The sequence below is a fragment of the Chromatiaceae bacterium genome (assembly GCA_016714645.1).
Classification (GTDB): domain Bacteria; phylum Pseudomonadota; class Gammaproteobacteria; order Chromatiales; family Chromatiaceae; genus M0108.
The window spans coordinates 1-17,216 of record JADKCI010000012.1; the positions used below are offsets into that span (position 1 = coordinate 1).

At 67.0% G+C, this 17,216-nt stretch carries 25 protein-coding genes; all 25 read right to left on the minus strand.

The window, feature by feature from the left end; translation table 11 throughout:
• Positions 1 to 309 (minus strand): hypothetical protein (locus IPN92_20955; protein MBK8640612.1); only part of this gene is annotated, 309 nt, incomplete at its 3' end.
• A 26-nt stretch (positions 310 to 335) separates the two neighbouring features.
• On the minus strand, positions 336 to 971 hold the full coding sequence (locus IPN92_20960; protein MBK8640613.1) for a hypothetical protein: 636 nt from the start codon (positions 969 to 971) through the stop codon (positions 336 to 338).
• Positions 971 to 1,591 carry a hypothetical protein gene (locus IPN92_20965; GenBank protein ID MBK8640614.1) on the minus strand — a complete coding sequence of 207 codons (621 nt, stop codon included), beginning with the start codon at positions 1,589 to 1,591 and terminating at the stop codon, positions 971 to 973. Before IPN92_20965 ends, IPN92_20960 begins: the two co-directional genes overlap by 1 nt.
• Positions 1,591 to 2,694 carry a baseplate J/gp47 family protein gene (locus IPN92_20970; protein MBK8640615.1) on the minus strand — a complete coding sequence of 368 codons (1,104 nt, stop codon included), beginning with the start codon at positions 2,692 to 2,694 and terminating at the stop codon, positions 1,591 to 1,593. The genes IPN92_20965 and IPN92_20970 overlap by 1 nt, the downstream gene beginning before the upstream one ends.
• A 3-nt stretch (positions 2,695 to 2,697) precedes the next feature.
• Entirely contained in the window at positions 2,698 to 3,075 is a 378-nt protein-coding gene (locus IPN92_20975) for a hypothetical protein (GenBank protein MBK8640616.1), read from the minus strand.
• A 28-nt stretch (positions 3,076 to 3,103) separates the two neighbouring features.
• The gene (locus IPN92_20980; GenBank protein ID MBK8640617.1) at positions 3,104 to 3,289 is read right to left on the minus strand and encodes a hypothetical protein; all 186 of its coding nucleotides are present in this window, start codon (positions 3,287 to 3,289) and stop codon (positions 3,104 to 3,106) included.
• A complete protein-coding gene (locus IPN92_20985; GenBank protein ID MBK8640618.1) occupies positions 3,252 to 3,635 on the minus strand; it encodes a hypothetical protein in 384 nt (127 codons plus the stop codon). Before IPN92_20985 ends, IPN92_20980 begins: the two co-directional genes overlap by 38 nt.
• Before the next feature lie 9 nt (positions 3,636 to 3,644).
• On the minus strand, positions 3,645 to 4,991 hold the full coding sequence (locus tag IPN92_20990) for a CHAP domain-containing protein (protein MBK8640619.1): 1,347 nt from the start codon (positions 4,989 to 4,991) through the stop codon (positions 3,645 to 3,647).
• On the minus strand, positions 4,991 to 5,476 hold the full coding sequence (locus tag IPN92_20995; protein MBK8640620.1) for a hypothetical protein: 486 nt from the start codon (positions 5,474 to 5,476) through the stop codon (positions 4,991 to 4,993). Before IPN92_20995 ends, IPN92_20990 begins: the two co-directional genes overlap by 1 nt.
• Complete coding sequence (locus tag IPN92_21000; protein MBK8640621.1) at positions 5,476 to 7,353, minus strand: hypothetical protein; 1,878 nt, start codon at positions 7,351 to 7,353, stop codon at positions 5,476 to 5,478. Before IPN92_21000 ends, IPN92_20995 begins: the two co-directional genes overlap by 1 nt.
• Complete coding sequence (locus tag IPN92_21005; GenBank protein ID MBK8640622.1) at positions 7,337 to 7,498, minus strand: hypothetical protein; 162 nt, start codon at positions 7,496 to 7,498, stop codon at positions 7,337 to 7,339. Before IPN92_21005 ends, IPN92_21000 begins: the two co-directional genes overlap by 17 nt.
• A gap of 20 nt (positions 7,499 to 7,518) precedes the next feature.
• On the minus strand, positions 7,519 to 7,878 hold the full coding sequence (locus IPN92_21010) for a hypothetical protein (protein MBK8640623.1): 360 nt from the start codon (positions 7,876 to 7,878) through the stop codon (positions 7,519 to 7,521).
• Positions 7,879 to 7,934: 56 nt separating this feature from the next.
• On the minus strand, positions 7,935 to 8,351 hold the full coding sequence (locus tag IPN92_21015; protein ID MBK8640624.1) for a hypothetical protein: 417 nt from the start codon (positions 8,349 to 8,351) through the stop codon (positions 7,935 to 7,937).
• A gap of 15 nt (positions 8,352 to 8,366) precedes the next feature.
• Complete coding sequence (locus IPN92_21020) at positions 8,367 to 9,734, minus strand: hypothetical protein (GenBank protein ID MBK8640625.1); 1,368 nt, start codon at positions 9,732 to 9,734, stop codon at positions 8,367 to 8,369.
• Between the two features lie 117 nt (positions 9,735 to 9,851).
• Entirely contained in the window at positions 9,852 to 10,415 is a 564-nt protein-coding gene (locus IPN92_21025; protein MBK8640626.1) for a hypothetical protein, read from the minus strand.
• Complete coding sequence (locus IPN92_21030; protein MBK8640627.1) at positions 10,412 to 10,849, minus strand: hypothetical protein; 438 nt, start codon at positions 10,847 to 10,849, stop codon at positions 10,412 to 10,414. The genes IPN92_21025 and IPN92_21030 overlap by 4 nt, the downstream gene beginning before the upstream one ends.
• Positions 10,849 to 11,226: a hypothetical protein gene (locus IPN92_21035; GenBank protein ID MBK8640628.1), complete on the minus strand. Its 378-nt coding sequence runs from the start codon at positions 11,224 to 11,226 to the stop codon at positions 10,849 to 10,851. The genes IPN92_21030 and IPN92_21035 overlap by 1 nt, the downstream gene beginning before the upstream one ends.
• A 3-nt stretch (positions 11,227 to 11,229) precedes the next feature.
• Positions 11,230 to 11,403, minus strand: a complete 174-nt coding sequence (locus IPN92_21040) for a hypothetical protein (protein MBK8640629.1) — start codon at positions 11,401 to 11,403, stop codon at positions 11,230 to 11,232.
• The gene (locus IPN92_21045) at positions 11,400 to 11,894 is read right to left on the minus strand and encodes a hypothetical protein (protein ID MBK8640630.1); all 495 of its coding nucleotides are present in this window, start codon (positions 11,892 to 11,894) and stop codon (positions 11,400 to 11,402) included. The genes IPN92_21040 and IPN92_21045 overlap by 4 nt, the downstream gene beginning before the upstream one ends.
• Before the next feature lie 87 nt (positions 11,895 to 11,981).
• Positions 11,982 to 13,385 (minus strand): hypothetical protein, encoded by a 1,404-nt coding sequence (locus IPN92_21050; protein ID MBK8640631.1) that lies wholly within the window; start codon positions 13,383 to 13,385, stop codon positions 11,982 to 11,984.
• Positions 13,386 to 13,503: 118 nt separating this feature from the next.
• On the minus strand, positions 13,504 to 14,172 hold the full coding sequence (locus IPN92_21055) for an HK97 family phage prohead protease (protein MBK8640632.1): 669 nt from the start codon (positions 14,170 to 14,172) through the stop codon (positions 13,504 to 13,506).
• Positions 14,165 to 15,313 (minus strand): phage portal protein, encoded by a 1,149-nt coding sequence (locus tag IPN92_21060; GenBank protein ID MBK8640633.1) that lies wholly within the window; start codon positions 15,311 to 15,313, stop codon positions 14,165 to 14,167. The genes IPN92_21055 and IPN92_21060 overlap by 8 nt, the downstream gene beginning before the upstream one ends.
• Positions 15,310 to 15,459, minus strand: coding sequence for a hypothetical protein (locus tag IPN92_21065; GenBank protein ID MBK8640634.1), 150 nt, complete (start codon positions 15,457 to 15,459; stop codon positions 15,310 to 15,312). The genes IPN92_21060 and IPN92_21065 overlap by 4 nt, the downstream gene beginning before the upstream one ends.
• Before the next feature lies 1 nt (position 15,460).
• Positions 15,461 to 16,903, minus strand: coding sequence for a terminase (locus tag IPN92_21070; protein MBK8640635.1), 1,443 nt, complete (start codon positions 16,901 to 16,903; stop codon positions 15,461 to 15,463).
• Positions 16,900 to 17,187, minus strand: coding sequence for a hypothetical protein (locus IPN92_21075; GenBank protein ID MBK8640636.1), 288 nt, complete (start codon positions 17,185 to 17,187; stop codon positions 16,900 to 16,902). Before IPN92_21075 ends, IPN92_21070 begins: the two co-directional genes overlap by 4 nt.
• Positions 17,188 to 17,216 lie beyond the last annotated feature (29 nt).

Here is a 17,216-nt window from a genome sequence, read left to right on the forward strand (position 1 = left end):
GCCGACGGTGAGAGCGGGTGTGGCACCCGTCTCGCCGGTGATGTTCACCGGCCGGATGGCGATCCGGCTACCCTGCGACGCCTGCGCCCAGTGGGTGTCCTTGTCCGCGTCCGGCCCGTAGTAGACGACCGACCCGTCGGCCGCGGACGTGACCGTCGTGCAGGCCACCGAGTCCACGTCGAGCAGATCGGTGATCTGGATGCCGCCGGTGCGCGCCGACCAGATCGTCAGCACCGAACCGGGCACCACCCGGCCACCGGAAGTCAGAGTGAAGTCGGCCGACGTTGCGCCGTACATGTTGCGGGCCACAGGTGCTCCTCAAAGGTGAAGGTGGGTTAGGCGATCTCGTAGGTGACGGACATGCTCACCACGTCGGCGGCGCCGAGAGTCGGCCCAGCAACACCGAACTTGTCGGTGGCACCGTCGCGGTACAGCGCGCAGTAGGTGGTGGCGGCCACATTCGCCGCCCCCACCCAATGGGCCACGCCGGGGTCGAAACAGTAGAACGTCCCACCGCCCGCGCCGATCGCGGCGGCGACGGCGGGCAGACTCACAGTGATCGGCTGACCGGCGACACCCGACCCGGTCACCTTCAACTCGCAGTACGCCGTCACCAACTTGCCGACCTGCAGGTAACGGGCACGCGAAGCACCCGCATCCCAGGTCACGGTGCCGCCCTGGCCCAGCGTCGGCGTCCACGCCGTCCAGGCGCCGGACGACCCGAAGGAAGGAACGTCGCGGAAGTTGGTGCCGTCGCTGACCTGCAGCGTGTTGGCCGTGGTGTTGTATACGACCAGCCCGGCCGGTTTCTGCGGCGCGGTCAGCGCGGCGATCGCCGCACCCGTGAGCCGTTTCACCAGCGAACCGGACTCCAGCGCGGTCACCACCTTGCCGATGTCCTCCGGCACATCGTTGGCCTCGGAACTGTTCGGCACCTCGATGCCGTGGACGGTGGATGTGGTGTAGCCCATCAGACCTCCTGCGAGAGCGTGCCGTAAGACTTCGATGTGGCGGTCATGTCGGCGTAGGTGGCATAGTCGGCGGCCATGTTCGAGTACGACTGGCCGGCGGCATTCGTGACGATCGTGGCCGCCATCCACGCCGGAACCTCAGCACGGATCGCCGCGGCGGTGGCGGTCGCATCCGGGGTTTGCGACGCGAACGTGGTCACGCTGATGGCGTCCGGGTCGCCGCCGTAGTTGGTGACGATCTCCACCGACCGGGCGCCGGTCAGCGTCTCCCCGACCCGCTTGCGGATCGCGTCCAGGCATCCCCGGAACCGCCACGACGGGTCGCCGATGACGGCGCGGCGACGGTCGTTGGCGACCCCGGTCAGATCCACGCCGGCCATCGCCGCCAGCCAGGCCAGCCGCGTGAACGGCGTCACCGTCTCATCGGCGGTGAACGACGGGTCCTGCAGCACCGTGGTGGCCGCGGCCACCGGCGCACCCAGCGCGTCCAGCAGCCCGCGCAGCGTGCCGTCATCGGATGAGCGGACATACCCGGGCAGATATCCCCAGGCGGTGCCGCCGAGCGGCGACACGACCGTCGCGGCGGGCGTCGGGGTGGGAACCGGAACCGGGATTGGCATCAGGTACTCACCGTGATCGTGCCGTACTGGGCGACCGCATCAGCGGCGATCGTGGTGGTGCCGCTCGGGGCGGACATGCTCACGATGTAGTCGACGGCCGGGGTGTCGGTGATCGCGGCCTGCAGCGCCCCGACGATCACATCCTCGCCGATCGTCCACGTCTCGGGGTTGAGGAACGCCCGCACCGCGTCACCGGCGGCGGCCTGCGCCTCGGCGGCGCTGTAGCCGGGTGCCGGTGCGATCGTCGTCGTCACGGTCACCGTGGTCACCGCGGCATCGGTGACATGCACCGTGGCCCCCGCGTAGGTGATCGCCTGCATCGCCGCGGCCAGGTCCGTCTTGTCACCGGCGCTCAGCGTGCCACCCCGGCCGTAGGTCACCACGGTCACATCGCCGGCGTCGGTGCCGATCGTGGCGGTACTGGCCCCATCCCACGCCGGGATGCACAACGCGTTGACCGCGCGGCCGTCCTCCAGCACGTACGCGGTGAAATGGTCGGCGACGACGAGGCTGTTCGTGACCCGCGCCAGCCGGTTACGGGCGCGCGCGGTGTAGGCCACATCGTCCTCGGGGTCGGCGCCACCGGCGAACGCACCCGTCACGGCGACACTGAGGATGTTGGGGATCACGTCGAGCACGTCGATCGCCGCGCCCGCCCCGACACCGTTGACCAGCGTCGTCGCCTCCGTGGTGGACACATCCAGCACCACAGTGGATGCGGCGGTCACCGTCACGTCGGCGGTGGTCGCCACCTCGACGCCGTAGTCGGCCAGCGCGAACCCGGTCCCCGCCGGGATGGTCGTGGTCACCGTCGAGTCGAACGTGACCGTGATCTGGCCCGATGATGCCGAACCGGGTCGGCGTGCCACCTGGTAGAAGCGGCTAAGAATGTCCTCCTCCACCGCGGCGATCGTCGCGTTACCGGCGTTGACGATCTCCGCGACGGCGAGGCTGAGCGCCTCGATGTAGATCAGTTCGGGGCTGGCGTTGCGCGGCAGCCAGTCCGGCAGCAACGCCTGCAACGCCTCGACGGCTGCCGTGGCAATCTCCTGCGGATACCGTTCGTCCAGCGGTGCGCCGATCGCGGAAACGTCAAAGGCCATGTCTTAGATGTCCTCTCCTGATAGGTCCCACGCGACTGTCACGCTGACGTTCTGCCGGCCGTTGGCCTGGCTGATCTGCGCACCCGTCACCGTCAGGTCCGGCTCGCACAGATCCACGGCCGCCGCGATCTCGGCCTGCGACGTGCCCACCGCTGTCGGGTCGAAGATGCCGAAGTCCGGCGCCAGGGCGCGCTCACCCAGATGGGTAGACACGATGGCGATGGTCAGCTGCTGGGCGTGCACGGCGCTGCCCTGCTCGACGGTGGCGATGGCGCCGGCGTTGTCCAGTCGCAGCGGGTGCGCGAACAGCCGCATGCGGGGTTGCGCGGAGGCGGGGCGCGCTGGCGACGATGCGGCGGCACTCACACTGACGACGATCATGCGGACCCTTCCAGATGTGGGGGTGCGGTCAACTCAGTGCCGACCAGGCGCCCGCGGCGCGGACGTACAGGGTGGTGCTGGCGGTGCCGTCGGTGCGGTGATAGGTGCTGCCGTTGGGCGCGGAGTGCGTGGGCGCGCCGGTGCCGCTGGTGATCGTCGGACCGCCGCTGCCCAGTTCAATGCCCGCGGTGGAGCCGACGTTGTCGATCGTCACGCGGCCCGTGGCACGTCTGCACCGGCCCCCCGCCGTGGTGGGCCATGCGGGTGCTCCGTTCGACCCGGGGGGAGTCGGGGGCCCCCGCGTTCTGCGCCCCGCCGGTGCCGTCGAAACGGGCCACCGTGTTATCCGTGGATGCGCCTGGCACCGCCGAACCCTTGCCGGTCAACCTGCCCACCACGACCAGATCCGGCATCGCGTCGCTGCCCACATCGGACAGCAGCACCATGTCCCCGGCCGCGTAGTTCGCGACGACCGCCTGGCACGGGCCGATCACGCCGAAGTCGGCAGTCTGCACATAGACACCCTTGGCGTCGACCTTCGTCACCTTGCCGCGGTACATGGCGCCCTCTCAGACATAGAAGGACGGGGTCATCGCGCCGTAGTACGAGCCGAAACCCGCGATGCCCAACTCAACGACCCGGCCGCCGGTGGCGCTGATGAACCGTCCACCGCCCACACTGATGCCGATATGCCCGGCCCCACCACCGGTCGGGGCACTCCACACGACGATCGCGCCGATCGGCGGGTTCGTGTCGCCTGCGGACTTCACCGCAGACGAGGGCGCCTTCTCCCAGACGTAACGGGCGTAGTAGCCGCCCCTGCCCTGCGTGCCGCTCACAGCGATCGACACCCACGCCAGACACTGGTTGTAGCCGAAGCCTTGACCCACCTGCGACCGCGCCCAGGCCACGTATTGCCGCGGCGTGCGGGTGCAGCGCGGCCACACCTTATCGGCACCCTGAATCCACTCGCCGTCCAGTGACGACAGGTCGCCCCCGTCGCCGACACCGTCCACCTTCGATGTTCCCTGGCTGGCCTTCTTCGGCGACGACTTCAAAGGCCGCTGCAGCGACAGGTCGGCACTGCCGGCCGTCTCGTCGAACGTCACATCCGACACCAGCCAGATGCCGTTGTCCTCAGCGTCGGCGCGCGAAACGTCCACCCGATGCCACGGCCGCACCTGCGACCCGGTGGCGGCCTCAACCGTCATCGACGCCTCGGCGGCGTTCCGGCGATCATCCAGGCTGCTGCGGCTGCTCAAACTCAACATCGACAGCGACCGGCCGAACCCCGACTCCCTGCCATCGGTGCGCACCGACCACGTCGGCAGGTTCGTGTTACCCTGAAACGCCCACCACGGCGTGCCCACGAAGAACGTGTTGCCGTGCTCCACCCACTCCACACCCGTATCGCTGGCGATACTGGCGATCACATCCAACACCGACTCGTCGCGTTTCTGCACGATCCGCATCGACCCCGCGCCCGGCTCCACCAACGCCAGCCCGCCGGCCTTCTTCACCGCCGCACCGATGAACGCCTGCGGCGTGGACTTCTCCGCCGAACGCTTCCCCGTCATGTTGCGCAGGCGTCGCGCCAACCGTGACCGGGCCGTGAAGTTCAGCCAGATGTCTTCGCCCTTGTAGTCGCGTTCCACGGCGGCGATCTGCCACACCTGGCCGTCCCAGCGCAACGTGACACCCTCGCGCAGCAGACCACGTTTGCTCAACTGCCGGTTGCGGTCCACCGCCGGGAAACTGAACTCCGACACCGCACCCACCCGGAAGTCCCACCTGGTCACACCGATCGCGTCGGTGATGTCAGCCAGATACATGCCCGACGCCAGTTGCACGCCGTCAACAACAGTGCGGGAGGCGTCTGTCATCGACCCACGCACAGTGCGGTCCGTGATAGTCATCAGCGCGTAGCCCCGAAACCCCGGCCGCGGCCCTTGATGCGCTTCACCAGACCCACGTTCACCTCGGCGTCACTGGCCCGCTTCAACGTCAACGACACGTCCACCACACTCGGCCGGTCGGTGTTGCCATCCCATTCCAGGATCGTCAACGTCGGCGCCTCCACCCGGAACAACCCCTCGGCGTTGTCGCCGAGCAGCAACTGCACCGGGGCTTTGCTGCGCGAAACTCGCTCCAGGTCCGCGATGTGCTCGGTGACGTTGATACCCCCGAACGAGGCGTCACGGTGGCGTGTGGTGCGCAGCGTGTAGCCGAGGCTGTAGTCGTCGGCGGTCAGCGTCGTCGGCACGGCCAGCGCCCGCTTGTCGGCCCGCTCCAGTTCACTGACGTTCCGCGCCGACAGGGTGCGCGACACGTCCGTGGGCCACCACGGCAGGATCAGCACAATGTTCAGCGCGGCGCAGCGCAACTGCGCCTGCCCTGCCATCAGGAACGCTCCGCTGCGATACGCCGCTGCCGCGCCATCATCGCCTCGAACTCGCGGCGGGCATCGAAACGGTCATGCACATGCAGCTCCCCGATCTGAACGCCGCCCGAAGGTGCGGCGGCCATCGCAGGCTCACGCGAAGCGGCCACATACGCGCTCACAGCCACATTCGGGATGATCGTGCCGGACGTGTGGAAGTCGCGGATCTCAGGGCCATCGGCGCCCACTACGGACGTAGCGCCCGTGCTGGACACAAACAGTTCAGGGCCGATCTCACCGACCAGGTACGTGTTGCCGGCCAGGACCGGACCGCCAGCGGCGAGCGCACCGTCAACCGGGGCGCCGACCCCCAGGCCGGTGAAGCCTTGCACCACCGTCTCAATGACGAAGCGGATCTTCTTGGGGCTGTCCACGTCGCGCAGCGCGTCGGCCAGTTGCTTCGTCTTGCGCGACGCGTCGCCAGCCTTCGTGCTCAAACTGTCGAAGTATGTGGACGACCTGTTCGCGGCATCCGAGGCGTCGCCGAAGCCTTTGGCCAGGCTGTTCGCGCCATCGGCGACACCCTGCAGGCTGGGGTCCAGCAGCGCCGCCCACGAAAGCACCTTGGCGAACGCGCCCACCACGTAGCCCAGCACGCCGATGACCACCGACTGCCATTTCAAGAAGACACTGATCAATTTGAATACGACGGACATGATGCCCTGCAGCACACTGATGATGTCCTTCTTATGCTGCTTGATCCACTTCGTCGCGTCTTGCAGCCCCTTGGTCAGTCCGATGCCGGTGGACGTGTCAAGCAGCACATCGCCCACAGCCTCCTTCAGGTTGCCCCACGCCACGGATGTCTTGCTGATGCTGTCAGCCTGAGCGGCCGCGCTGCCGGACACCTGCTTGGACAATTCAGCAAGGATGATCTTCTGGGCGCCGGCGATGTCGCCGACCTCCATCATCGCCTTGACCTGCTCGGTCTGCTGCGTGGTGAACGACACGCCGATGCGGCTCAGCGCGGTCAACCCCTTCGCCGGATTATTCAACGCCTTGCCGACCATCACGGCCGACGAACTCAAGTCCTTGCCGAACGCCACCGACAGGTCGAGCGCCAGTTCGTTGGCAGTCGTGAACGTCTTACCGGTCACGTTGCCGAACGTGAACATGATGTTGGTCATCTCGCGTAGGTTGTCGCCGTCGATGCCAGACATCTTCTCCAGCCGGTTCACCATCCGGTCAACGGCGGCAGGTGCCTCGGTACGACCCATGGAACGCATCACAGCAGCCGTCTGCGCGGCTGCCTTACGTGCGCCCCTGGCCTCCTCGATCGAGCCTGACAGCACGTTGAACGCGCTGGAGGTGGCCATCACCGCGCCCGTCACCACCGCGGCAGCGCCGGCCACCTTGCCCCAGCCTGCGGCCATCACGCCGCCCGACCTGCGGGTCCTGTCCATGCTGCGGTCAGCCTTGCCGAATGCGGCAGACCACCTGCGGCCGAAGTTGTCGGCGTTGTCGTCCAGTCGCTCCAGCCCGCGGCGCAACGTGGCAGCCTTGCCCTCGGTCAGGCCGAGCTGCTTGCTCACCTTGTCGAAGGAACGTGTCAGCCGCATCGAGGCGGTGTGACCCTCGTCGGTCATCCGCTTGAACTCGCGGTTGTTGTCCCGCTGCTGCTGCTGCAACTCGCCCAACTTGCGCCGGGTCGTGTCCATGCTGCGGCGGGTCTGCTCGTACTCGTTCTGCAGCCCCTGCTCCCCGGCCTCCATGCGGCGCTGCATGTCGTTGGCCGTGCGGCCCAGATTCGTCAACTCTTTGCGGGTCCCGCGTAGCTGCGCGGACAGTTCGTCCTTCGCCCCGATCACGATCTGCAGGCGGTCACCGGCGCTGGCCATTGGCGGTCTCCTCCTGCGCTCGTCTCACCCGGCCGTGGCCGATGTCAAGGATGGACAGCAGGACCGGCAGATCCTGCTCGGGACGGTCAAGGAAGGCCATCGGGTCGACGTTGAACAGCAGCCCGTAACTGACCGCGGCCTGCACGACCCTCTCGTCATGCAGGCTTAGGTAGGGTCACCGTCGTCGGCGAACCCCGCCTCGACCATCAGCTCGGTGGCTACCTCCAGAATGTCGCCGTCCGCGCCGATCAACTCGACCACCGCAGACTTTGCGTCCGGCACCCCCAACTCGCGCTGCAGTTCGGGGTCACGGAACACCACCGGTTCGCCGTCCACCATCAACAGTTCACCGTCGATGCGGATCTCGCGGGTCTGGTTGGCGACCAGGGCGCGGGAGAAGTTCGCGCCCCGCGCCTTGCCCTTGTCGATCGACTTGGCCGCGGCCTGCATCTTCTCCACCTGGCCCAGATCGGTCGGGACATCGCACATCAACTCGATGCCGAGACCGTCCAGGGTGATCGTCAACTGCCGCTTCCGGCGAGCCGCTGCCCGTTCACGGGCACGCTCCAGCAGGGACGCCATCAGGAACCCACAGCCCACTCGATGACGAGTTTGGCGGCTTCCTCGCCGTTGGCGTCAGCGGCCGGCGGGGTGAACTTGGCGACCCGGCAGTTGAACCACTGCAGCGGCTTGCCGACGCTCACCCCGGCGTTGTCGATGGCGACGACCTGGATGGTGGTGCCGTCGAACGTCGCACCCGCCTTCAGGTCCGACAGGAAGTTGGCGTGCGCGGCCGGGTCGATAAAAGCCTCCACGGTGATGTTGTCCACCTCGTAGTCGCCGGCCAGCACCTCCTTGGCGGCGCCAGCGGAACGGCGCACGCGGGTGATGCTGTGCGTCACGTCGCCGCCGGTGAACTTGTCCCAATCGATGACCGGGATCGGGGTGGTCGTGTTGGTCACCTTCACGGAGACCTTGTGCTGTGTCAGCAGTGGCATTTCGTCAACTCACTTTCAGATGGTCTGGTCGGCAGAAGCGACGTTTACGGTGAAGTCGACGAAACCGATCTCCTCGGAGAACCGGACGCTGACGACGGCGGTGATGCGGTTGTCGGACACGTCCGAACCGGCACTGACGGCCACCTTGTAGCCGGGGTCGGTGATGCCGTTGTCCACCAGCCACGGCCGGTAGTTCTCCAGCACACCGGCCAGCACGCCCTGCGCCTCAGTCAACACGGCAGGCTTCGCGGCCCGGCCGATGAACTGATCCAGCGCGCGGGCACACTCGTCCGCGATGGCGTTCACCATGTCGCGGAAGATGGCCTCCTGCAATTTGGTGTTGCCACCCACGCCGGCAGCAGTCGCCCACACGTCCAGACCCACCGCGGACGGCAGGCTGCGAATCGTTGCCACACCAGCAGCCAGCAGAGACGTATGCGTGGTGTCATCAACCTCGGTCAGCGGGGTCGCGGCAGCGCCACGGGCCAACTGGTGCGCGGCGCGTCGCAGCGGGGAATCTCCCACACCGAACGTGCGCATGGTCACGGCACGCAGACCAGCAGCAAAGGACACGCCGTCGACGACCTTCAGCCCGCCTGCGCCGTCAGGCACCTTAACCCACGGATACACAAACGTGGCGTAGGACTGGTTCGCGGCGGTGATGCTGCCCTGCGCGGTGATCACCGTCGCGGCGGCGTCGGTCTGCACGGGAGTGAGCAACGCCAGACGGCGGAACGACGCGGCGTGCGCGTGCAGCGCAGCAGCAGCCCCGTTCACGCCAGGAACCGCGACAGCGCCAGGACCGGCCGCCGGGCCAACCCTAGCGAGCACCGTGGCCCAGACCACATTCGCGTAATCGTCAGCACCCGTTGCGAGCGCGGTGGCGCTCACGTTGCCCGAAGGCAACGAGGCCACAGTCACCGTCACGTCAGGGTCGATGCTCGCAGCGGCCTGCAGGCTGGCGGCGTCGGTGCCGACATAGGCCACCGTCTTGCTGCCCTTGACGATGGTCAGCGTCTTGCTTGCGCTTGTGTAGGCGGCGGTCCAGGCGTTGTAGTAACTGCCCGGCGCCTTGCTCGTAACCGTGATCTTGTTCGTGTCGAGCACGATGGTCGCGTTGACGGCAGACGGGCCGAACGCACGCTGCACGACCAGCTCGGACCCGCCACAGTTGAAGAACGTCTCCGCGGCGTCGTACATGTCCACGCCACCGGAACGGGCACCGTAAGTGTTCGCGTAGTCGCGCAGGTTACGTACGATGCGCGGCGCGTCGGTCGGGCCGAACTGCGTCTGCCCGGCGACGATGAACCGGGCGGCGCGAGGGCCAGCCGGTGCAGTCAGCCCAGCAACCGTGCCGGTGGTGATAGTGATGCGGTCAGCCATTGGCTGTCTCCTTCTTGCGGGCGGGCTTCACCGGCTCGGCGGCCGGTACAGGTTCGGGCGTGGCGGGCACGCTGACAGACACACGCGACACGGGCGCGCTCCTTCAAGGGGTTTGAGTTACGGGATCGGCTGGGAAGCGTCGAACACGGTCACGGACTGGTCGACGGCGTCGATGTCCTCGGGCGGGTCAAGATCGGTCAGGGTCTCGGTGACACGGGCGCGGAACTTCAACGTCCCCGCGGCCAGCGGAACCCCGGCGCGAGTCTCCGACGCCGCGCCCGTGGCCTCCGGTCGACCCTTCGGGCTGATGTCGATGTCGTCGGTCAGACCGGACGCGCGATAGATGCACTCACGCACCGCCAGCAGGAGCCGATCGCGGTCCTTGCTGGCACCCTCGGCGTCACCATGCACCCGGTGGTCGCAGGCGACGATGACCTCGATGTCGTAGGCGAACCACCAGGTGTCGGTGGTCACCTGACGTTCGTCGCCGGAATCGGTGGAACGCACAACCACAGCCGGGAAGTCGGTGATGTCCTGCAGACCGTCAGCCAGCAGGAACGCGACCCCCGCCGGGTCAGGGGAAGTCAGACCGTTGCCGGCCAGATGCGCGGCCAGGCGCGGCGGCACGGCTACCTCAAGGTAGGTGCGGATCGCCTCACGAATGTATTCGTGGCCCTTCATCGCAGTGCCTCGCCCAGGTGGTCGCGGACCACGTCGACCCATTCGCGTCTCTCGGCGGCGCGCAGCGGAGGCACCGAGATCCGCGGTGGGGTGCTGCCGTGGCCGACCGTGTTGAGGATCGCCACATTCCAGACGCGGCGATCCGACTTGGGGGCGCCGAACGCGGCGCCCTGCTTGCGCTGCCAGATCGGCCTGCGACCCGAGATACCTTCACGCATAATACCGGTCTGCACCAGCGGCGAGACGCCTTCCCTGATCGTGGACGGAGCACGCGGTGCCCACCTGCCCCACCCGTTCGTGTCGAACACCGAATCCTGGCGGGCATCGAACTTCGCGCCCAGCGTGTCGAACGTCGGGCTGATGTCCGATGCGGCGGCGCTGAGTCCGTCGAGCGCACGTTCAACGGACTTCATGCCGATGACGTTGCTGGCCATCAGGCGAACCCGGGCGCGTAGCGCAACTGGATGCTGACCAGCGTGCGACGGTCAGCCTCGCTCATGATCTTGCTGAGCATCTGCGGACTGGCCGTGTACGACAGTCCCTCGGGGCCGCTGTACTGCGCCCGGTCTTCGGGGTTCGTGAACGCCTGCGCCGCGATGCGTACCGCGATGCCCTTGGCGAGCGCCTGGTCAGACTCGGTGACCGTGTACTCGTCGCCCATGACGTCGAAGCCGACCACGTCGGTAACGCAGGCGACAGCGAACAGCACGGCCGCCAGGGCACTGTCGTCGTCCTTGGTGGCGATCGCCCGGTGTAGGTGGTTCTCCAGGTCGGTGACCGTCAGCAGGCCAGCCTCAACGGGGATCGGCATGGTCTACCCCTCGGTCGTGGTCTTCTTGGCGGCGGTGCGCTTCTTCGGGGCGGCATCGAACCGGGCCAGTTCGGCATCCACCTGGGCAACGCGGTCGGCCAGGCCACGCTTGACGTAGCCTTCCCGCTCCTCTTTCAGGGCGGCCACGTAACCGGCGCGCTTCTCAGCGGCGCTCATTCGGCCACCGTCGTCTGGTCATCGACAAGCCCGAGCATGTTCAGCGCGGAAACCACCGCGGCGAGGATCGTCGTGTCGTCGGTGCCCTGCTCTCCGGTGATCGGCGCGGGCGTTGCGGGGGCGTAGAACGGGTCTGCATACGGGGTCGCGGCGCGGTCGATCTGCGCCGGGGTCGGATGCACCTCGATGACGTTGCCCTCGACGCGGAACTCGGGGCTACCGGCGTAGACGACGTAGTCCTCAGAGGTGGTCAGCACGACCGGAACCGGACCCTCGCCGAACGTGAAGTACGGGGTGTCGGTGCCCACCGTGTCACCCGCAGCGACAGTCACAGCGGCGAGGGCTTCGTCGGCCAGCGGGACACCATCGGCGTCGAGCGGGTCAGAGGTGTAGATGTTCTCGGTGCCCGTGTTCCAGTACAGGTTCATCAGGCCGATATTGAACGTGCAATGCCCGTTCTTGTACGGCTGGAGTGCGCCTTCATCGGCCATCGCGAAGACCTTCTTTCATGCATGGGGATGGGGGGTTGCGTGCCCGGCCAGGGAGAGGCTGACCTGACCGGGCACGCAGAAGGGGGGCTAGAACGTAGGTGCCACAGTCCCGGTTCCGTAAATGGCCTGAACGTGAGCCTGACGAAGGAACGTGTAGGCCATGAAGCCGAAAATTACAATGTCGACAGCGTTGCTCTTCATGCTCGGGCCGGTATCGGTCCGGATCATCATCGGCGCACTGGGGTCTTCCCACAGATGGCACTCAGGCAGCGACACCACGAAGATCTTGTCGTGGGTGGTTGCACCACCCACATCGACGTTCGTCGCGATGTTGTTGTCGACAAATACCGGGGCACCGTTCGGCAGATAGCCGCGCGGGCCGGAGCCGTAGCCGGAGTTGTTCGCCACGCCTGCGACGTTCAGACCGGCGTTAACCGGCTGCGCGATCAGCGGGAAGGTGGACGACAGTTGCGACTGGATCCACGCCCAACGACGCGAGTGCATGATGAACGCGGTCCCGTTCGGATCCTGATCCAGTAGCGCGGCCTCCACGGCAGCACCGGCGGCGAGCAACTTCGGGTACAACTCCGCAGCGGTCGGGCTGCTGTCGGTGTAGGCAACCTGCGTCGCCACCGCGTCCAGGCCGGTGGTGGCCTGGTTGATGATGGTGGAATCGACGGTGGTGTTGTAGGCGCTGAACAGATCCTCCAGCACCACACTGTCGATGCCCGTGCCGCGCATGACGGACTTGCGGGACAGCGACTGGGCACCGGCCACCTCAAGCACATTCACGCTGAACGACGTGTCATCGATGTTCGTCTCAGAAACGGCCGACGTCTCATCGCTGCGGACAGCGGTGGTGGTGCCGGTCGTGATCTTCGCAATCTCGATGGTGTTGCCGGTCGCAGGCAGCGGGTGCTTACGCATCGCGTCTGCCAGCGGGCGGTTCGCCCGTGCCTTCGGCGCGTACAGGTCGGTCAGGTACGCCGGAACGACCAGGCTGCCGAAGTTCGCGCTGGGCACGTTCGCGCGGATCTCGCCGCGCTCGGTGCGCTCCTCGTCCATGTGACGGCCGAGGCGCTGCTGGGCACCGAAGTCGCCGAACACGGCACCGGAAACGAAGTCCCGCAGGAACTCGGTGCCATCGGGGTCGGCGTCGGGGCGGTAGGTCCGCTCCTCACGACCCACACGGGCAACCTGATCGTACGAACGGCGGGGCTGCTCATCAACGATCTGCGTACGCAGCTCGGCGATGTGGTCATCCTCGGCCTTCTCCGCACGCAGTGTGGCGAGGGCATCCTCGGCGCGCTGAACGGCGGCCGAAGCCTCGTCACGGGCGGCGATGGCGGTGGGGATCTCCTCGGCGGGGATCTCCGTGCCGGCGGCCACGTCGGAACGCATCTTCATCAGGGTGGACTGCCGGGCATCACGCTCGGCGATAGCAGACCGCAGGGCGCTCTCGGCGCTCTGGATCAAGTCGTCATAAGTCATGACGGCTTCCTTTCGTTGGAAGGGGTTGGTGTTATCGCCTGCCAGCGGACGGTGCGCAGTCTGCGTGCCCAATCGGGGACGGAGTGCCATCTCGTGCGAGTCAGGTACTGCGTGGCGATCAGCCGGTGGCGATCGCCAGATCAAGGTGCGCGGCCTGGTGCTGCGCGAAGGTGGCACGCTGCACGGAACGCAGCCCGCCGGTCGTGTACGGGTTCGCACCCCAGCCGACGATGGACACATCGCCGCGGTGAAGGTCAACGCGGGTGATGCGGTACTCGGTGTAGTCCGGTGACCACTGGCCCGACTCGATGCGGAACGCGAAACTCATCTCGTCGTACAGCCCGCTGCGCAACTTCGGCGCGGCGTAGGCCACATCCGGGTCAGCGGGATCAAGGTCGGCGTCCACGGCCAGGCCGTCCTCGCCAGCGGCCAGGCGCAGCGTGCCCAACGTGGTACGGGCGATGCGGCGCATCTGGTCATGCCCGAGCACCAGGGTCACGTCGAGGTCGTTGCGGGCCAACGTGTCATCGAACGCCGCGGCATCGATCACCTCGGAGTATTCGCCGAACATGTCCCACATCGGGTAGGCGCGCTCGGTCACACTCGCCACACCGACGAACGTGAGCAGGCCGGACTCGCCAGCCTCGCGCACCTGCAGCGGGGACGACAGCGGGGCGCGGACCACACCGCGGCCACCATCGGGGGCGCTGCGGCGCTCGGAGGGGCGCTGTGTGATGCTGCGCAGACCGGCGGCTCGCTTCGCGGCCGGGGTGAAATCGTCAAGCATTCGTACTCCCTTGCACGGCTCGGGTCGGGAACAGACGGGCGAACTCGGCCTCGTCCTCAGGGGTCAGCGGCTTACGGTTCAGCAGCACACGGCCCTCGGTGACAGTCAGCAGGCGGCGGTCGATCTCCGCGCCCATCTGCGTTATGCGGGCGGCCGGGTCCATGCGAAGGATCGCGTCAGTGTTGAACTTGACCTCTTGCCCGCGAGGCGTCAGGCGGCGGCTGAATGTACGCTCACGGCGGGTGAACGCCGGGCCAAGATTCAGAATGAGGAGCTGCAGGTTGCGCTGCGTCACATTCGCGTAGGTGACGTTCCCGGTTGAGGACTCCACGTCCACCATGTCGCCGGGCACACCGTAGAAACGGCACACGTCGGGGGCGGTCGCCTTGATCGTCTCAAGGAACGCCGACTCGGACGCCTTCGCGCCGAGCGCGTTGTACTCCCAATCAGAGCCGGTGACGAACACGTCGCCAGTGGCGATCGTGTCCAGAAACTTCGACTTGACCGCTGTCGCCTCTGTGGCGTTCAGCACCTTGCCCGTGTTGCGAAGATGGGCGGCCGGCACACCGTGACCGGCGAACCACGAGGCGGCGAACTCGGCGGCGCTCAGGTTCGCGGACATGCTCAGAGCGGCGTACGCGGTCGGTGACAGACCCACCGGGCTGCCCGACGTAGTGAACTGCCGCTCATGCCAGATCCGCGACGTGGGGATCTCCTCACCGTTCACCCAGTAGGAGACAACACCGGACGTGACGCGCACCGTCACCTCATCGACGGGCAGCAGATCCACCAGCGACGGCAGACCGGAACCGTCGAACGCGCGGATGTAGCCGAACGAGTTGCCCACATCGTCAAGGTCGAACTGGCTGGAGTACAGCCACTCAGTCACGTCGATCACGCCGTCAGGCTCACTGAGCACTGAGGGTGTGGACACGTTCACCAGCGGACCCCCGCCCGTGCGACGGAACACGTCAACCGGGGTGGTCGAGATCAGGTCAGCACGCAGGCGCAAGCACGCCCACTTCGCGCTCGACTGCAGCGACGAATCGCGGGTGACAACCTTCGCATTCGTCGGAAGTCGGGAAGGGATCAGCGAGGCAAGGCCGGAAACGTCGCCAGTTCGCTTGAATAGCAGACTCATGCGCGCCGCCGCTCAATCAGGAACGAAGCAACCACGAGGAACACCCCAAGCAGGAACAGGCCGGCCAACGGGGACCACAGCACAGCGGCGGCGAGCATGGCTAGCACTCCGGTGACCTCCAGCGCAGTCGTCAGCACGTCGGCCACCTCACAGAATCGAATCGAGAACGTCGTAATCAAGTCCGTCACGCTCATGGCGCAGCAGCAGGGCCAGCGCCCCGGTCACGGCCACCAGCGGGGCGGCGTCCACATCCACGTTCGTCCGCTCCCACGACCACGCGTCCACGATCTTGTGACGGCGGGCCGCGGCCAGAGCGGAGTCGATGCGGGAATCCGAGCGGTGAGCCAGCGAACCGGCGGCCACGAAGTCGAAGAACGTACCGCAGGCACCAGCGAAATCGCCGCTGCCCATCTTCACGAACGGGCGCTCATGGTCCTCGCACGTCTGCGCCAACTCCGGCAGCAGGGATGCCACCGGGCCAGCGGAACGCGCACCCACCGCGAGCACGTCGCGGCGGTCCAGCACACCGTCGACCCACTCGGTAACCCAGTCGGTGCCGGGACCGGACGCGGCGATCTCCACCTGCGCGACGTTGCTGCCGTTGCGGGCAGCCAGACCCACCCACGACACCGAACGGTCAAGGGCCACATCCACGAACAACGCCAGCGGGGCATCACCGGCGATCGTGGCGTCACCGCCAAGCGGAACCCAGCGCCACATGGGTACCACCTGCTCGGAGCGTTGACTCACCCGCTGACACATCACCTCGGTGCGGAAAATCCACTCGGGGTCAGTGCCGAGCGCCGACATGATCGCCTGCTCGGTGATCGTGAACCCGAGACTCGGGTTCGCCAACGCCCACTGCCGCTGGTCATCCAAGTCACAGTCAGGCTCGGCCGACCATTCGAAGAACCCGAAGTCGCCATCGGTGCCGTCGAGCGACTTCTCCCCCAACTCCCGCAGGTGGTTCAGAACCACCGACTGGTCATCGCCCGCGTTCGACAGTGCCACGATCTGCGGCTTCGGCCGAGCCATCGTCGTCTTAGTGACAGCGGCCCATGCGTCCCACGTCTGATGCTCGCGGATCTCGTCCAGCAGCACCAGATCACCGGACAGACCACGACCACCGCGGCGTGATGCGGCGGCGACCTTGTAGCGTTCGCCAGTCTCCAGGCGTAGCGCCTTCTTGCCGTTGGTCCGGTCAACCGCGGCGATCTCGCCAGCCAGTTCGGCACAGCCCTCGGCCATGTCAACCGCGCCGGTCCAGACCTCCTCGGCCACGTCCAAGTTCTGCGCGGTGCCGATCACCAGGCCAGCCCGGTCAACGAACATGCGCCACAGGCTCAACACCTGCGCAAACGTGCTCTTGCCGTTCTGCCGCGCTACTTGCACCAGCACAGTACGGAATCGGAACGTGCCGTCGGGGTTCAGTTCCAGCATGTGCTGGAACAGCCACCGCTGCCAGGGGATCAGCGTCACCCCGAGCACGTCCTCGGCGAATGCGATCGCTTCAAATCCTGCCGTCGTCTTGGGGGTGAGCACGCCACGCGGCGGGGTGAATAGGCGCGGCTGCTCGGAGCCGACCGTCACGAGGACCGCAGTGCGCGAATCTCAGCAAGGCGGGACTTCGTCTGACGTTCCCCACCCAGCGCCTTGCGCTCGGCCGGCGTACCGCCCAGCGACTTCAGCGTGGTCAGCAGGTGCGGGCCGATCTTGCCGACGGCCTTGGCCGTCAGCTCCTCGTCGCCGAGCCGCTGAATGTCATCGAGCGCCTTCGCCTGACGGATCGCCAACTCGACCGCTGCAGAGTCGGACTCCTCCAGCCAGTACATGGCCTTCACGGAGCGCCGCACGCTGGTTGTCAAGTTAGCCACGGCCACCTCCTCAAGTTTTTCGACGCTTC

What these genes read in the sequence shown, in the direction of transcription:
- IPN92_20965 (MBK8640614.1), bottom strand. Translation starts at nt 1,591, where the DNA reads ATGCCAATCCCGGTTCCGGTTCCCACCCCGACGCCCGCCGCGACGGTC.
- IPN92_20970 (MBK8640615.1), bottom strand. Translation starts at nt 2,694, where the DNA reads ATGGCCTTTGACGTTTCCGCGATCGGCGCACCGCTGGACGAACGGTAT.
- IPN92_21050 (MBK8640631.1), bottom strand. Translation starts at nt 13,385, where the DNA reads ATGACTTATGACGACTTGATCCAGAGCGCCGAGAGCGCCCTGCGGTCT.
- IPN92_21020 (MBK8640625.1), bottom strand. Translation starts at nt 9,734, where the DNA reads ATGGCTGACCGCATCACTATCACCACCGGCACGGTTGCTGGGCTGACT.
- IPN92_21000 (MBK8640621.1), bottom strand. Translation starts at nt 7,353, where the DNA reads ATGGCCAGCGCCGGTGACCGCCTGCAGATCGTGATCGGGGCGAAGGAC.
- IPN92_21045 (MBK8640630.1), bottom strand. Translation starts at nt 11,894, where the DNA reads ATGGCCGATGAAGGCGCACTCCAGCCGTACAAGAACGGGCATTGCACG.
- IPN92_21035 (MBK8640628.1), bottom strand. Translation starts at nt 11,226, where the DNA reads ATGCCGATCCCCGTTGAGGCTGGCCTGCTGACGGTCACCGACCTGGAG.
- IPN92_21015 (MBK8640624.1), bottom strand. Translation starts at nt 8,351, where the DNA reads ATGCCACTGCTGACACAGCACAAGGTCTCCGTGAAGGTGACCAACACG.
- IPN92_20985 (MBK8640618.1), bottom strand. Translation starts at nt 3,635, where the DNA reads ATGTACCGCGGCAAGGTGACGAAGGTCGACGCCAAGGGTGTCTATGTG.
- IPN92_20975 (MBK8640616.1), bottom strand. Translation starts at nt 3,075, where the DNA reads ATGATCGTCGTCAGTGTGAGTGCCGCCGCATCGTCGCCAGCGCGCCCC.
- IPN92_21040 (MBK8640629.1), bottom strand. Translation starts at nt 11,403, where the DNA reads ATGAGCGCCGCTGAGAAGCGCGCCGGTTACGTGGCCGCCCTGAAAGAG.
- IPN92_21030 (MBK8640627.1), bottom strand. Translation starts at nt 10,849, where the DNA reads ATGGCCAGCAACGTCATCGGCATGAAGTCCGTTGAACGTGCGCTCGAC.
- IPN92_21060 (MBK8640633.1), bottom strand. Translation starts at nt 15,313, where the DNA reads ATGAGTCTGCTATTCAAGCGAACTGGCGACGTTTCCGGCCTTGCCTCG.
- IPN92_20995 (MBK8640620.1), bottom strand. Translation starts at nt 5,476, where the DNA reads ATGGCAGGGCAGGCGCAGTTGCGCTGCGCCGCGCTGAACATTGTGCTG.
- IPN92_21025 (MBK8640626.1), bottom strand. Translation starts at nt 10,415, where the DNA reads ATGAAGGGCCACGAATACATTCGTGAGGCGATCCGCACCTACCTTGAG.
- IPN92_20990 (MBK8640619.1), bottom strand. Translation starts at nt 4,991, where the DNA reads ATGACTATCACGGACCGCACTGTGCGTGGGTCGATGACAGACGCCTCC.
- IPN92_20960 (MBK8640613.1), bottom strand. Translation starts at nt 971, where the DNA reads ATGGGCTACACCACATCCACCGTCCACGGCATCGAGGTGCCGAACAGT.
- IPN92_21055 (MBK8640632.1), bottom strand. Translation starts at nt 14,172, where the DNA reads ATGCTTGACGATTTCACCCCGGCCGCGAAGCGAGCCGCCGGTCTGCGC.